The 13408-nt window shown below is 67.9% G+C and carries 11 protein-coding genes; 2 read left to right on the top strand and 9 right to left on the bottom strand.

The window, feature by feature from the left end:
* Window positions 1-52 precede the first annotated feature (52 nt).
* The 4 genes from IFT63_RS10330 to pilG are packed head-to-tail and all read right to left on the bottom strand — an operon-like array spanning window position 53 to window position 3448.
* A complete protein-coding gene (locus IFT63_RS10330) occupies window positions 53-2089 on the bottom strand; it encodes a methyl-accepting chemotaxis protein (RefSeq protein ID WP_192084017.1) in 2037 nt (678 codons plus the stop codon).
* Between the two features lie 46 nt (window positions 2090-2135).
* Window positions 2136-2666: a chemotaxis protein CheW gene (locus IFT63_RS10335; protein WP_042614340.1), complete on the bottom strand. Its 531-nt coding sequence runs from the start codon at window positions 2664-2666 to the stop codon at window positions 2136-2138.
* Complete coding sequence (locus tag IFT63_RS10340; RefSeq protein WP_057508185.1) at window positions 2666-3028, bottom strand: response regulator; 363 nt, start codon at window positions 3026-3028, stop codon at window positions 2666-2668. The genes IFT63_RS10335 and IFT63_RS10340 overlap by 1 nt, the downstream gene beginning before the upstream one ends.
* 18 nt (window positions 3029-3046) lie before the next feature.
* The gene (pilG, locus tag IFT63_RS10345; RefSeq protein WP_042614342.1) at window positions 3047-3448 is read right to left on the bottom strand and encodes a twitching motility response regulator PilG; all 402 of its coding nucleotides are present in this window, start codon (window positions 3446-3448) and stop codon (window positions 3047-3049) included.
* A gap of 226 nt (window positions 3449-3674) precedes the next feature.
* Between pilG and gshB the strand changes: the two genes are divergently transcribed.
* The gene (gene gshB / locus IFT63_RS10350) at window positions 3675-4625 is read left to right on the top strand and encodes a glutathione synthase (RefSeq protein WP_192084018.1); all 951 of its coding nucleotides are present in this window, start codon (window positions 3675-3677) and stop codon (window positions 4623-4625) included.
* Entirely contained in the window at window positions 4622-5500 is an 879-nt protein-coding gene (locus tag IFT63_RS10355; protein WP_192084019.1) for an energy transducer TonB, read from the top strand. Before gshB ends, IFT63_RS10355 begins: the two co-directional genes overlap by 4 nt.
* 537 nt (window positions 5501-6037) lie before the next feature.
* On the opposite strand, the gene tsaB is transcribed toward IFT63_RS10355, so the two are convergent.
* From tsaB to IFT63_RS10380, 5 genes are all read right to left on the bottom strand, one after another.
* Window positions 6038-6742: a tRNA (adenosine(37)-N6)-threonylcarbamoyltransferase complex dimerization subunit type 1 TsaB gene (gene tsaB, locus IFT63_RS10360; protein ID WP_192084020.1), complete on the bottom strand. Its 705-nt coding sequence runs from the start codon at window positions 6740-6742 to the stop codon at window positions 6038-6040.
* Window positions 6743-6753: 11 nt separating this feature from the next.
* Window positions 6754-8790, bottom strand: a complete 2037-nt coding sequence (locus IFT63_RS10365; RefSeq protein WP_192084021.1) for an ATP-dependent DNA helicase — start codon at window positions 8788-8790, stop codon at window positions 6754-6756.
* Window positions 8791-9308: 518 nt separating this feature from the next.
* On the bottom strand, window positions 9309-9836 hold the full coding sequence (locus tag IFT63_RS10370) for a hypothetical protein (RefSeq protein ID WP_042615217.1): 528 nt from the start codon (window positions 9834-9836) through the stop codon (window positions 9309-9311).
* Window positions 9837-9840: 4 nt separating this feature from the next.
* Window positions 9841-12267 carry a penicillin-binding protein 1B gene (gene mrcB, locus IFT63_RS10375; RefSeq protein ID WP_042615216.1) on the bottom strand — a complete coding sequence of 809 codons (2427 nt, stop codon included), beginning with the start codon at window positions 12265-12267 and terminating at the stop codon, window positions 9841-9843.
* Between the two features lie 112 nt (window positions 12268-12379).
* Entirely contained in the window at window positions 12380-13351 is a 972-nt protein-coding gene (locus tag IFT63_RS10380) for a glycosyltransferase family 2 protein (RefSeq protein WP_192084022.1), read from the bottom strand.
* Window positions 13352-13408 lie beyond the last annotated feature (57 nt).

Consider the following 13408-nt stretch of genomic DNA (forward strand, 5'->3'; position numbering starts at 1 on the left):
GAAATAGTGACGATGCTTCATCAGGTAATCCTTGCTTCCCCGTACTGCCGGCTTACGCCGGCAGCTTGAAGTCGGCGACCGAGCGGCGAAGGTCGGCGGCCAGCTGTGCCAGGTGGCCGATCGATTCGGCGGTCTGCCCCGCACCCTGCGAGGTCTGGCCGGTGATCTGCCGGATCACGCCCATGGTATGGGTGATGTCCGACGCGGCCGAGGACTGCTGCTGGGCGGCCACGGAGATGTTCTTGATGAGGTTGTTGAGGGCGTTGGACACGCGCTCGATCTCGGTCAGCGCGGTGCCGGCGTCCTCGGCCAGGCGTGCACCGGACACCACCTCGGCGGTGGTCTGCTCCATCGAGGTGACTGCTTCGTTGGTATCGGCCTGGATGGCCTGCACCAGGCCTTCGATGCGTCGCGTCGCGCCGGAGGTGCGTTCTGCCAGGCGCTGCACTTCGTCGGCCACCACGGCAAAACCGCGACCGGCTTCGCCTGCCGAAGCGGCCTGCACCGCCGCGTTCAACGCCAGGATGTTGGTCTGCTCGGAAATGTCGTTGATCAGTTCCACGATCGAGCCGATTTCCTGCGAGGACTCACCCAGTCGCTTGATGCGCTTGGACGTTTCCTGGATCTGGTCGCGGATCTGGTCCATGCCCTGGATGGTTTCGCGCACCACGCCGGCACCTTCTGCAGCGATGACCACCGAGCGCTGCGCCACTTCAGCAGACTCGGAGGAGTTACGCGACACCTGTTCAATGCTTGCCGCGATCTCGCCGATGCGGTCCGAGGCGGTGGTGATCTGGTTGGCCTGGTGGCCTGCCGCTTCGGCCAGCTGCATCGCGGTGGCCTGGGTTTCCTGGGTGGACACGGCGACCTTGGCCGAGGTGTCGTTGATGGTGGTCACCAGGTGGCGCAGCTCGTCGACGGCGTAGTTGATGGCGTCTGCGATGGCGCCGGTCATGTCTTCGGTCACCGACGCTTTCACCGTCAGGTCGCCCTCACCGAGCGAGCTGATTTCATCCAGCAGCCGCATGATGGCCTGCTGGTTACGGCTGTTGAATTCCACCTGCGTCTGGTAACGCAGTTCCTGCTCGCGCGAACGTCCGCGCACCGAAGTGCTGACGAAGCCGATGATCGCGATCAGCGACAGCGCGCCGGACACCACGCCGATCCAGAAGTTGGGGAACAGCCGCGTATCGCTGGCCGAGCCGAAGGAAGAGAACGCGTTGAACAGGCCCTTGCTGTCGGCCAGCATGTCCGACGAACCGGCGGTCAGGCTGGCGGCCGCGGCCTGCGCGGCGAACAGCTGGCGTGAGCTGGCCAGGATCGCGTCGGCGTCGGTCTTCATCGCCGTCCACTGCTGCTGGGACTGCTCCAGCGCGGCCAGCGCGGCGGCGCCACGTACCGCGGCGATGCCCATGTCTTCGTTACCGTTGCGCAGGCCGTCCAGCACCTGGCTGAACACGGTGATGTCGCGGGCCAGTGCATCGCCGGCGCCGGCGGCACCGGAGCCACCGGCGCGGATTTCAGTGACCCGGCGCGCCATCGTGCCGGCGACCACGACCTGCTGCAGCGCGCTGTAGATCTGCGCCGACGGTGCACCGGAGGCACTCATCGCGCGCACCACTTCGTTCAACTGGGCCTGCAGGCCCGGCACGGCACCGGTGAAGTTGTTCGCGTTGCCGGCCAGGGTCAGCACCGCCGGCTCACTGGACACCAGCTGGGCGGCACTCTTGGCCAACGGCTGCCAGGTCGCGACCAGCTTGCCGATCGGGGCGGACACGCCCGGTTCGGCGCCGTAGCGGCCCTGCAGGGTGGCCACGTTCTCGTCGATCGCGGTGCGGGTGGCCTTGAACGCGGTGAAGGCCTGCGCGTTGCCGGCCACTGCTTCTCGTCCCTGGTTGGCCAGCTGCTGTGACAGCACCTGCAGGTCGGCGGCCTTGGTGCTGGCGTCGGCCAGGCGGCTGCCCTGCCAGGTGGCCACGCCGGTGTTCAGGCCGAACAGCGCCATTGCCAGCAGCAGCAGGATCAACCACGCGTTGGTGCCACCCAGGCGCACCTTGGCCGCCTTGCTGGAATCGGAAGCAGTACTCATCGTTCAACCTCGATGTTCAATGCAATGCAGGAACGGAAGCCAGCGTTCAGGCCGCGGCTTGCCGGAATTCGGGAGTGCGCGACAGCAGCGAGAGCGAGAAAACGCCCCAGTCGTGGTCGTCGGCATGGAAGGCGCGTTCGACGAAGTGAGCGTAGCGCCCCTCGGCCAGTCCACCGGCCGCCACTTCCTGGTCCAGCTCGAAACTACGCTGGCCGTAAAGTTCGTCGATGGTCAGTGCCACATCGCCTCCGGCCTGGCGCATCACCAGCACGCGCTGGCCTTCCTGCTGCACCGTGCGCGCGCCTTCCAGGAACAGTTTCAGGTCGATCACCGGGAACAGGTTGCCGCGCAGGTTGCCCACGCCCAGCAGCCACGGCTGCGCGCATGGCACCGGCGTCACCGGTGGCATCGGCACGATTTCCACCACTTCGCGGAAGTCCGAGACCAGCCGGCGATGGCCGACGCGGTACCCCACGCCACGCCACAGGTCCTGGGCGAACTGGCGTTCCGGCAGCTGCACCGCATGGGCCAGGCTGCGGCGCTCATACGCTTCGAGGATGTCGAAGGGAGAGCGCATCAGGACACCAGCTCGTTGATCCGCGCGATCAGGTCTTCCTCGCGCGGCGGCTTGACGATGTAATCGGCCGCGCCCTGGCGCAGGCCCCAGGCCTTGTCGGTTTCCATCGCCTTGGTGCTGACGATGATCACCGGGATGTGCTTGGTGGCCGCGTCGCGGGCCAGTGCGCGGGTGGCCTGGAAGCCACTCATGCCCGGCAGCACGACGTCCATCAGCACCAGCTGCGGCAGCTGGCTGCGAACCAGCTCCAGCCCGGCTTCGGCGTTGTCTGCCTCTTCGACTTCATGCCCTGCCTTGCGCAGCCATTGGCTGAACACCGCACGGTCGGTCGGTGAATCCTCGATCAGGACGATACGAGCCATTTTGCCTTTCCCCCCTGGTCAGGCGTTGACGTATGTGCGGATGGCACCCAGCAGTTCTTCGCGCGTGAAAGGCTTGGTCAGGTACTGCTCCGAGCCGACGATGCGCCCGCGCGCCTTGTCGAACAGACCATCCTTGGACGACAGCATGATCACCGGCGTGGACTTGAACAGCTGGTTGCCCTTGATCAGCGCACAGGTCTGATAGCCGTCAAGACGCGGCATCATGATGTCCACGAAGATGATCTGCGGCTGCTGGTCTGCGATCTTGGCCAAGGCCTCGAAGCCGTCGGTGGCGGTCACCACCTCGCAGCCTTCGCGTTTCAGCAGCGTTTCCGCCGTCCTTCGAATGGTCTTCGAATCGTCGATGACCATCACCCGGAGTCCTGCAAGCTCCCCGCCCGCAGTCATGTTCTCAGTCATTACCGTTCCCCATGCGCGGCACTTCGGTCGGTGCCGCTGCGAAGGCGTATCTATATCGCACTTGCGTGACCGCCAGCAAGTTCGGCGACGACTTTCCCGCGTGAGGCCCGTCCGGCCGTGTTGCCGGATGCCGGGATCATGGGCCGCACGCACCGTTGCGCGCAGACAGGCGGGCACGCTGCGGGCGGAGCCGCTACCATCAGCACCTTGCCTGACAGGTGCCGCCATGCCGTTGAACGTCATCGTGGTGATGGACCCCATCGCCCATATCAAGATCGCCAAGGACACGACCTTCGCCATGCTGCTGGAAGCGCAGCGCCGAGGCCACGCATTGCATTATGTGAAGCCCGGCGGGTTGAGCCTGGACAACGGCCGCGCCGTCGCCCTCACCGCCCCGCTGCAGGTGCGCGACGACCCGCGCGACTGGTACACCCTGGGTGAATTCAGCCAGACGGTGTTCGGCCCGGGCCAGGTCGTGCTGATGCGCAAGGATCCGCCGGTGGATGCCGAGTTCATTTACGACACCCAGGTGCTTGACGTGGCGGCCATGGCCGGCGCGCGGGTGGTCAACAATCCGCAGGGATTGCGCGATTACAACGAGAAACTGGCCGCCCTGCTGTTCCCGCAGTGCTGCCCGCCCACCTTGGTCAGCCGCGACGCCAAGGCGCTGAAGGCCTTCGTGCTGGAACACGGCCAGGCCGTGCTGAAGCCGCTAGACGGCATGGGCGGACGCTCGATCTTCCGCAGCGGCACCGGCGATCCAAACCTCAACGTCATCCTGGAAACGCTGACCGACGGCGACCGCAAGCTGACCCTGGCGCAGAAGTTCATCCCGGACATCACCGCCGGCGACAAGCGCATCCTGCTGGTGGACGGCGTGCCGGTGGATTACTGCCTGGCGCGGATTCCGCAGGGCGATGAATTCCGCGGCAACCTGGCCGCCGGCGGACGCGGCGAAGGCCGCCCGCTGAGCGAGCGTGACCGCTGGATCGCAGCCCAGGTGGGCCCGGAGATGAAGCGGCGTGGCATGCGTTTCGTCGGCCTGGACGTGATCGGCGATTACCTCACCGAGGTCAATGTGACCAGCCCGACCTGCGTGCGTGAACTGGACGCGCAGTACGGCCTGAACATCGCCGGCCAGCTGTTCGATGCCATCGAGGCCGACCTGCCGCGATGAGCGCGATGGTTTCCCCCGGTGCCGGCGGCCGCGAATCACAGCGGCTCGGCGCGACCCTGGCCCTGTCCGTCGCCCTGCACGCCCTGCTGATCCTGGGCGTGGGCTTCGCGGTGCGCGGCGACGCCCCGCTGGTGCCGACGCTGGACGTGATCTTCACCCAGACCCAGACCGCGCTGACGCCCAAGCAGGCTGATTTCCTGGCCGCCGCCAGCCAGGTCGGCGGCGGCGAGCACGACAAGGCGCTGCGCCCGCGCGAGAGCCAGACCGGCGTGGTGCCGCAGGCATTGCCCGGCAGCAGCCCGGTACCGCAGCAACGCCAGGATGCCGCCGCTCCACCGCCCCCGCAGTCGCGGGTGGTGAGCAGCCGCAACGGCGAGGAGCAGGTCGCGCGGGCCCAGCAGCAACCGATGCCCGAACAGCCGCGCCCGGATGCGCCGCTGGACGCGCGCGAGCAGCGCGATGCCGAGATGGCCCGGCTCGCCGCCGAGGTGCATCTGCGTTCGGCGCAGTATGCCAAGCGGCCCAACCGCAAGTTCGTTTCCGCCAGCACCCGCGAGTACGCCTGGGCCAATTACCTGCGCGCCTGGGTGGACCGGGCCGAGCGCGTAGGCAACCTGAACTATCCCGATGAAGCGCGCCAGCGCCGGTTGGGCGGACAGGTGGTGATCACCGTGGGTGTGCGCCGCGATGGCAGCGTGGAAAGCGCGCGCATCCTGCGCTCCAGCGGGACCCCGCTGCTGGACGAGGCGGCGCTGCGCGTGGTGCGGCTGGCGCAGCCGTTCCCGGCGCTGCCGCAGACCAAGGACGACGTGGACATCCTGCAGGTGACCCGCACCTGGGCGTTCCTGCCCGGTGGCGAACTGCGCGACGACTGAGGGTGTGTGGGGGTGCCGGGCTGCGCCCGGCGCCTGCTTTTTTCGAGCAACGGCAACGGCAACGTCAACGTCAACGTCAACAGCTGCGGGGCTGGTTGTGGGCGGGACGGGGTGGGTTGGCGGGAATCGCCGTGGATCCGTCCATGGAGGCTCGCCATCCGCATCCATGCGGATGAGCGTTCCCGCCAACCCACCCCGCCCCGCCTTCGACAGGTCCATGGTGGCCTTGGAACATGCGGCTCTGGTAGCGCCGACCCATGGTCGGCGGATTCTGGGGGGAAAGGAATCAGATGGGCTCCGCCGACCATGGGTCGGCGCTACCGCTTTTCTATTTCTTCATTACGCGGCTGGCGGCCACCGGAACCTGTCAGGGGGCCGGGCGGTGGGGCTGGGCGGGGGCGTTGAGCGCCATGGATGGCGCGAAACGAGGCCCGCAGGATGCGGCTTCTGCCGTCCCCCGACCAGCCCCACCGCCCGGCCCAACCCAGCTGCGGCAACCAGCAGCCACCCGCGAGGGGGTCTTGCCCGTTCGCTACCTCAGCGCTGCTTGGACGCCCGCAACGCCTGTTGCTCCGCCAGGGTCAACGCCACGTTGTCGCGCAGGTAAGCCGGCTCCACCCGCTCCGGGGCGATCGCTTCGCCGCGCGCCAGCATCGGCAGGGCGATCGCCAGAACATCCGAAGCACGCGGCAAGGACGTGGCATCCACGCTGCTCAACGCAGTACCCAGCTGCGCGACGATCGCGCCCTCGGCCGCGGCAAAGCCGGTGCCCACGCCGGCGCAGCGGATTCCCTCGGGCAGCACCACCGCCTGTGGCGGGCACACCCGCTCGGCATCCTGCAGCCAGGGCAAGCCGTCGACCTGCTGGTAGCGGGCCACGTAGACCTCGCCCATCCGCGCATCGATGGCAGCCAGCACCTGGCCTGCCTCGTCCGGCGCGCGCATCGCCAGTGCCTGCAGCGTGGAAACCGGAACCAGCGGGCGATCCAGCGCCAGTGCAACGCCCTGCGCCAGCGCGATGGCCAGGCGCACGCCGGTGAACGCGCCCGGACCGCGGCCCAGGGCGATAGCATCCAGCTGCGAACGCGCAATGCCTGCCTCGGCGAGTAGCTCCTCCGCCCACGGCAGGGCCAGCTCGGCATGCCGGCGCGGCGCGATTTCGAACCGTTCGCGCACCCGCCCATCCACGTGGACGGCAACGGAACAGGCTTCGGTGGACAATTCAAAGGCGAGCAGTTTCATCGTTTCAATGTTCAGAACAGGGGGAGCGGCGTACCGGGCGGCGGCACGTCGTCAGGAGCAGGCCCAGGCGCCGCCGGCAACCATTGTGGGGCAAAGAAGGCCTGTACATCGGCCAGCGCGCGAGTGCGCCGGAACGGTGGCAGCGAGTCCAGGAAGATCCGGCCGTAGCCGCGGTTGAGCAGTCGCGGGTCGCACAGGACCAGCACGCCGCGGTCGGTCTCGCTGCGGATCAGGCGGCCGACGCCCTGCTTCAGCGCGATCACCGCCTGCGGCAGCTGCTCGTCGCGGAACGGGTTGCCCCCCTGGGTGCGGATTGCCTCCAGGCGCGCCTCGAACACCGGATCATCCGGTGCGGCGAAGGGCAGTTTGTCGATGACCACCACGCTCAGCGCATCACCGACCACGTCTACGCCCTCGCGGAAACTGGCCGATCCCAGCAGCACGCCGTTGCCGGATTCGCGGAAGCGCTGCAGCAGCGTCGCACGCGGCGCCTCGCCCTGTACGAACAATGGCCAAGGCCCACCGCGCAGCGCTTCGGCCGCCTCACGCAGCGCGCGATGCGATGCAAACAGCAGGAAGGCACGCCCGTGCGAAGCGTCCAGCACCGGCCGCAGAGTGGCAATCAGCGCGGTACCGAACCCGCGCGCAGCCGGATCCGGCAAGCCTTCGGGCAGGTAGCACAGCGCCTGGGTTGGCCAGTCGAACGGGCTCGGCTGGACCAGCGTGCGCGGGTCATCCAGTCCCAGGCGTTGGGTGACGTGGTCGAAGCCACCGCCCACGGTCAACGTAGCCGAGGTGAATATCCACGCCGCCAGCGTGCGTTGCCGGTGCTCGCGCAGTGGACCGGACACGTCCATCGGCGTGCGCTGGCAGCGGAATCCCCGCGGGGTGAGTTCGTACCACAGCACATCACCGGCTTCGCCCACCGCCGGGTCCGGCTCGGCATCGAAGTCCAGCAGCGGCGCGTCATCGCCCAGCCAGCGACCGAGCCGCGACACCGCCTCGCGCGCGCGCGCATGGCAGGCGTCCAGCCCGGAGGAGGCTTCGCGCAGGCCTTCCAGTCCCTGCAGCAGGGCATGCAGTGCACTCATCGCCGCATCGAAACCATCGCGTACCTGCGGCACCGCCAGCGCACGCCACTGCGTGCCGCGCGATGGCAGGCCGTCCATCGCGGTACGCAGGTCGATCAACGCGTGCTCCAGCGCCGAAACCGGCGCCTGCAAGGCGGCCTGCGCACCGGCCACACTGCGCGCTTCCAGCAGGCAGTCACGCGCCAGCTCCTGCCACGGACGCATGCCGAAGCCTTCCCCGAAGAACTGTGCCGCCAACTCAGGCAGCTGGTGGGCTTCATCGATGACGAACGCCTCCGCCCCTGGCAGCAGCTCGCCGAAGCCTTCCTGCTTCAAGGCCAGGTCGGCCAGCAGCAGGTGGTGGTTGACCACCACCACGTCCGCGGCCTGGGCGCGCTGGCGCGCCTGCACCACAAAGCAGTCATCGTAGTAGGCGCAGTCAGGGCCAAGGCAGTTGTCCACCGTGGAGGTGACCATCGGCAGCAGCGGAGAGTCGTCGGCCAATGCATCCAGTTCGGCCATGTCGCCATGCCGGGTACGCCCGGACCAGGCCAGGATGCGCTGGAACTCGGCCGCCTGCTGGGGCGAGCTGAAACGCGGCTCGCCGCGCGCCTGCTGCAGCCGGTAACGGCACAGGTAATTGGCGCGCCCCTTGAGCAACGCACTGCGGTGGCCGACGCCGAGCGCCTGCCGCACGCGCGGCAGGTCACGATGGTAAAGCTGGTCCTGCAGCGCGCGGGTACCAGTGGAGATGATGGTTTTCATCCCCGACAGCAGAACCGGCACCAGGTAGGCGTAGGTCTTGCCGGTGCCGGTGCCCGCCTCGGCCAGCAGCAGGTCGCGCTGCTGCAACGTTTCTGCAATCGCTTCGGTCAGGCACAGTTGCGCCGGGCGTGGCACGAACGCGTCCAGGTGGGAGGCGAGCGCCCCGCCCTGGCTCAGCGCCTCGCGGCTGGCATGGACAAGATCAGGCTTCATCAACGCTGACAGGATACCGGGTGGGGAGGGTTTTCGCCGGGCCGCGCCCGGCAGCGCAGAAGCCGAAGCGAACAGCTGGGGGTCTGTGTGTTGGCGGGACGGGGTGGGTTGGCGGGGGACGGCAAGGACTGCATCCATGCGGGCCTCGTTTCGCGCCATCCATGGCGCTCAACGCCCCCGCCAACCCACCCCGCCCCGCCTTCGGCAGGTCCATGGACGCCCTGGTAGCGCCGACCCATGGTCGGCGGCATGTTCCCGCCAACGGCCCGCTGCGCTCGCCGACCATGGGTCGGCGCTACCGCTTTTTCTCGCTTTCTTGCGCGGATGGCGGCACCCGGAAACTGTCAGGGGCCGGGTGGTGGGGCTGGGCGGGGGCGTTGAGCGCCATGGATGGCGCGAAACGAGGCCCGCAGGATGCGGCTTTTGCCGTCCCCCGACCAGCCCCACCGCCCGGCCCACTCCCAGCTGTGGCTTCAAATAACAGCCACCCGCGAGGGGGCCTAACCCGTTCGCCGACCTCAGTAGCGCATGATCGGCGGCACGGTGCAGCTGGCAATCTGCGCGTGCGCCGACACGGCGTTCTCTTTCTCGCCTCGCGCCAGGCGCGCCTGCTCGATCGTCGCCCAGTGACGACGGCACAGCGGACCGGTTTTCGATCCAAGCTGCAGGGCCTGGTGCGCGAACTGTTCGGCCGGGGCCCACTGGCCCTGCAGCAGCGCGATCTCGGCGCGCTCCTGTAGTACCGCCGGATCTTCAGCCACCAGGCCCAAGGCCTGGTCCAGGTGACCTGCGGCGGCATCCAGATCACCGCCCTGGCGCTGTGCCAGCGCAGACTGGCGCAGATCATCCACCTGCGGATCGCGCAGCGGCGCCACCGATACTTCCTTGTCATCGGGGCCTGCGGCGGCCTCGACGGCGGCCATGCGCTGGGCCGGCGTCGTGGTATCCACCGGTGCCACCACCGGCGGCGGCGCGCTGACACAGGCCGCCAGCGAGGCACTCAGTGCCAGCGCAACCAGGGACACACGCAGGGTACGGAATGTCATGGGGTCACCTCGGGGACGTCGAAGGCGCTGGCTGCGCCGAAGGTTCTGCGGGAGCATCCGGCTTGGGATCCAGGCCGAACCAGCTGCGCCAGCCGCCGCCCTGCTCGCCGCCTTCTTCCGGCAACGCGGCAGGCGGGGCACAGGACGCGTACGCCGGCGCGTAGCCGACCACGAACGGGAAGCGACGTGCGCCGGGACAGCCCTCATCGGTGGCGCCGGTTCCGGTGGCTTCAACGTACTGGTAGTCCAGACCCTTGTCACTGACCCGCAGCGGCGCGGTCGGCAGGCGCGAGAAGATGCCCGACCAGACCCGCATCGCGCCGGTGGCGCCGAACAGGCCGGTCTGCTCGTTCTGGTCGTTGCCCATCCACACCACCGCCAAGTGGTCACCGGTGTAGCCGGCATACCAGCTGTCACGGCCGTCATTGGAGGTGCCGGTCTTGCCGGCCGCCTGCAGGCGCGCCAGGCCATCGGCGTTCAGGCGCTGGGCAGTGCCGCTGGACACCACCTGCTGCAGGCCGATGCTGATCAGGTTGGCAGCAATCGAATCACCTTCCTGGGCAGGCGCCGGGGTCTTGTCGTAGCGCTTGAGCAGTTTGCCCTGCGGGTCCAGCACGCCGCGCACCGCATGCAGCGGCTGGATCTCACCACCGGATGCCAGGAACTGGTACAGCTGGGCCATCGCATACGGGCTCTGGTCGGTCGCGCCCAGGATCACCGCGGGATTCGGATCGGCCTTTATTCCGGCCAGCACGTGGATGAGCTGGGTAACCCGCTCCGGACCCACCTGCATGCCGACCCGCACGGTGGCCTGGTTGTACGAATGGGCCAGCGCATCGACCAGCCGGACCGTGCCATGGCTGCGGTTGTCCGCGTTGCCCGGCGACCAGTTGCGGTTGCGCCCGAGGTTCACGGTGACTGGTGAATCATCCACCCAGCTGGCCAGCGAGTAGCGATCCGGCTGGGCAAGCGCCAGCAGGTACACGAACGGCTTGAGCAGCGAGCCGACCTGGCGCTGCGCCTCGATGGCCCGGTTGAAGCCCGGCGCGGAAACATCACGGTTACCCACAACGGCCAACACGTCCCCGTTGTGCACGTCGGTCAATACAAGGCCGGCCTGGATCTCCGGCCTTTTCTTGTTCTCCAGCGATTTCACCGTGCGGGTGACCGCACCCTCGGCGTAAGCCTGTGCGGACGGCGCCATGCCACTCATCACGCTCATCCCTGCGCCCTGCAGCACCGACTCAGGATAATCGTGGCCGAGCTGGCGACGCACCAGGTCGATATAAGCCGGGAACCGGTTGGCCGCCACGATGCCGGGATTCTTTGGCACGCCCAGTGGCGCCTTCACCGCGCGCTGGTACTCCGCATCGTCGATCAGCGTGGCTTCGTGCAGCTTGCCCAGTACGAAATTGCGCCGGTCCAGCGCGCGCTCCGGATTGCGTCGCGGGTCGTAATAGGACGGCCCCTTGACCAGGCCGATCAGCAGCGCGATGTGTTCACTTTCCAGCGATGAAAGGTCGCGCCCGAACCAGAATTCGGCGCCCGAGGACATGCCATGGATGGCCTGGCTGCCGCGCTGCCCCAGATACACCTGGTTGAGGTAGGCCTCGAAAATGGTGCGCTTGTCATACCGCGCTTCCATGATCAGCGCGAACAGCACTTCGTTGAACTTGCGGGTGAGGGTCTGTTCCTTGCCGATGCCGAGCAGGCCGCTGCGTGCCAGCTGCTGGGTCAGCGTGGAAGCACCCTGCCGGCTCTGCCCACCGGACCGCACCGTCACCCACACCGCGCGGGCGATGCCGGACAGATCGATGCCATGGTGGCGGTTGAAGTCCTTGTCTTCCACCGCCTGCAGGCCGGTGACCAACAGGTCCGGCGCTTCTTCCATGCGGATCAGGCGGCGCTCTTCCTGCTTCTGCCCGTACAGCGTGGCGATGCGGGCCGGATCCAGGCGCGCGGCCTTCAGCGCCTTGCGCCCGTCGGCATCACGCAGCGAGGCGATGCTGCCGCCAGACAGCGTCAGCTCCACCCGTCGCGGCGCCACGCGCCCGTCCACATCGTTGTAACCACGACTGGAAATGATGAAGCGCGAGCCTTTCACCGCGTAGGTCGCCGGCGCCTCGCCGACGCCGTCATCGCGGTACGCCGATGCGGCCAGTTCGGTCTTCAGCGTGGCCGCGTCCATCGCCTTGCCCGGCAGCAGCACCAGCGGGCGGGCGTACACCCGCGTGGGGATCTGCCAGCGCAACTCCCCGAAGCGCTGGGTGACCTGATGGTTCAGGTACACCGTATACGGAATCAGGAAGCCCAGCCCCAGCGCAACGGCGGCCATGCCCCAGGTGATCAACCGGCGGCGCCAGGGCGAAGGGCCGGTGTCGTTGTGGTCGTCGAGATCGTCGATGTCGTCGGAATCGTAGCGTCGGGGCACAGGCAGGGCGCGATATTTGAATGCGCCGAGTCTACCCCAGCCCCCGCGAACGCTGCCTGTTCCCGTCCGCGCGGTTGGGTTCAGTTCAAGCTGGCGGCGGCGTCGGGCAGCCTCAGCCCGGCAGCCCGCCGCTGCGGCCCACCACGCCGTCGCGCAGTCCCTTGCACATGAACACCAGTCGCTGCCAACGCGCCGGAAGGAACAAGGCGTTGCCGATGAACTTGAGCACCAGTCGCGGCACATCCTGGGCGATCCATACCCGCGGGGTATAACCGCGGCGATACAGCAGCACCCGGTTGCGCATGATGAAGTACAGGCGGAACGGTTTGTGTACGATCACCCCGTCCTGCTTCACCCGTGAAGCGAGCAGCTGCTCACCGATGCTGTGCGCCATCTGCGCATCGCAGATGCCGTGCAGGGACAGCCCCGCACGCTTGGCACGAAAGCACCAGTCCATGTCGATGTTGTCGATGAACAGCGCTTCGTCCATCGGTCCGATCCGCACCAGTGATTCCACCGGAACCAGCGAACCGGAGGTGATCAGGAAATCGCAGGACACCCGCTGGCCTGGCCCGCCGCGCAGTTTGCGGTTGAACGGAAATCCAAAGCGCACGAACGGCGCCAGCTCGCCGCTGCGCGCATCGCGGAACTGCGGCCCCACCGCCGCCACGTCACCGCCCTGCTGCAGCTCCACCAGCGCCGCACCCAAGGTGCGCACCATGCCTTCGGCCAGCACGCTGTCCTGGTCCATCAACAGCACATGCAGGAAACCCAGTTCGCGCGCGCGTTCGCAGGCCCGGTTCAACGCAGCGCCCAGGCCGACGTTGAGCGCTGATGGCATCACACTCACGCGGCGATGCCCTGCCAGCAGGCCGGCCACGTCCACCCCGCCGCTGCCGTTGTCGAACACCACCACGTGGCCCACCTGCGGGACAACGCTTGCCACTACCTGCTGCAGCAGCGCGGGATCCGGTCCATAGGTCACGATCACCGCGCACGTAGACTGTGCGTTGAAACGCGCGGCATGTCCCTGTCCGTCCGCATTGCGGACCGCGTTTTCGGCAAGAGGGACAGCAGCAGGCATGGAAGACCGTGGCAGGTGGGTGCAGCGGCAGGACTATAGCGGACACGGCCAGCGGCC

It is taken from the genome of Stenotrophomonas sp. CFBP 13724 (assembly GCF_014841975.1).
Lineage (GTDB): Bacteria > Pseudomonadota > Gammaproteobacteria > Xanthomonadales > Xanthomonadaceae > Stenotrophomonas > Stenotrophomonas lacuserhaii.

Bases quoted from the DNA above. Each gene is read 5' to 3' on its own strand.
- tsaB (WP_192084020.1), bottom strand. From the start codon at position 6,742: ATGAAACTGCTCGCCTTTGAATTGTCCACCGAAGCCTGTTCCGTTGCC.
- gshB (WP_192084018.1), top strand. From the start codon at position 3,675: ATGCCGTTGAACGTCATCGTGGTGATGGACCCCATCGCCCATATCAAG.
- pilG (WP_042614342.1), bottom strand. From the start codon at position 3,448: ATGACTGAGAACATGACTGCGGGCGGGGAGCTTGCAGGACTCCGGGTG.
- IFT63_RS10380 (WP_192084022.1), bottom strand. From the start codon at position 13,351: ATGCCTGCTGCTGTCCCTCTTGCCGAAAACGCGGTCCGCAATGCGGAC.
- IFT63_RS10335 (WP_042614340.1), bottom strand. From the start codon at position 2,666: ATGCGCTCTCCCTTCGACATCCTCGAAGCGTATGAGCGCCGCAGCCTG.
- IFT63_RS10370 (WP_042615217.1), bottom strand. From the start codon at position 9,836: ATGACATTCCGTACCCTGCGTGTGTCCCTGGTTGCGCTGGCACTGAGT.
- IFT63_RS10340 (WP_057508185.1), bottom strand. From the start codon at position 3,028: ATGGCTCGTATCGTCCTGATCGAGGATTCACCGACCGACCGTGCGGTG.
- IFT63_RS10355 (WP_192084019.1), top strand. From the start codon at position 4,622: ATGAGCGCGATGGTTTCCCCCGGTGCCGGCGGCCGCGAATCACAGCGG.
- IFT63_RS10365 (WP_192084021.1), bottom strand. From the start codon at position 8,790: ATGAAGCCTGATCTTGTCCATGCCAGCCGCGAGGCGCTGAGCCAGGGC.
- IFT63_RS10330 (WP_192084017.1), bottom strand. From the start codon at position 2,089: ATGAGTACTGCTTCCGATTCCAGCAAGGCGGCCAAGGTGCGCCTGGGT.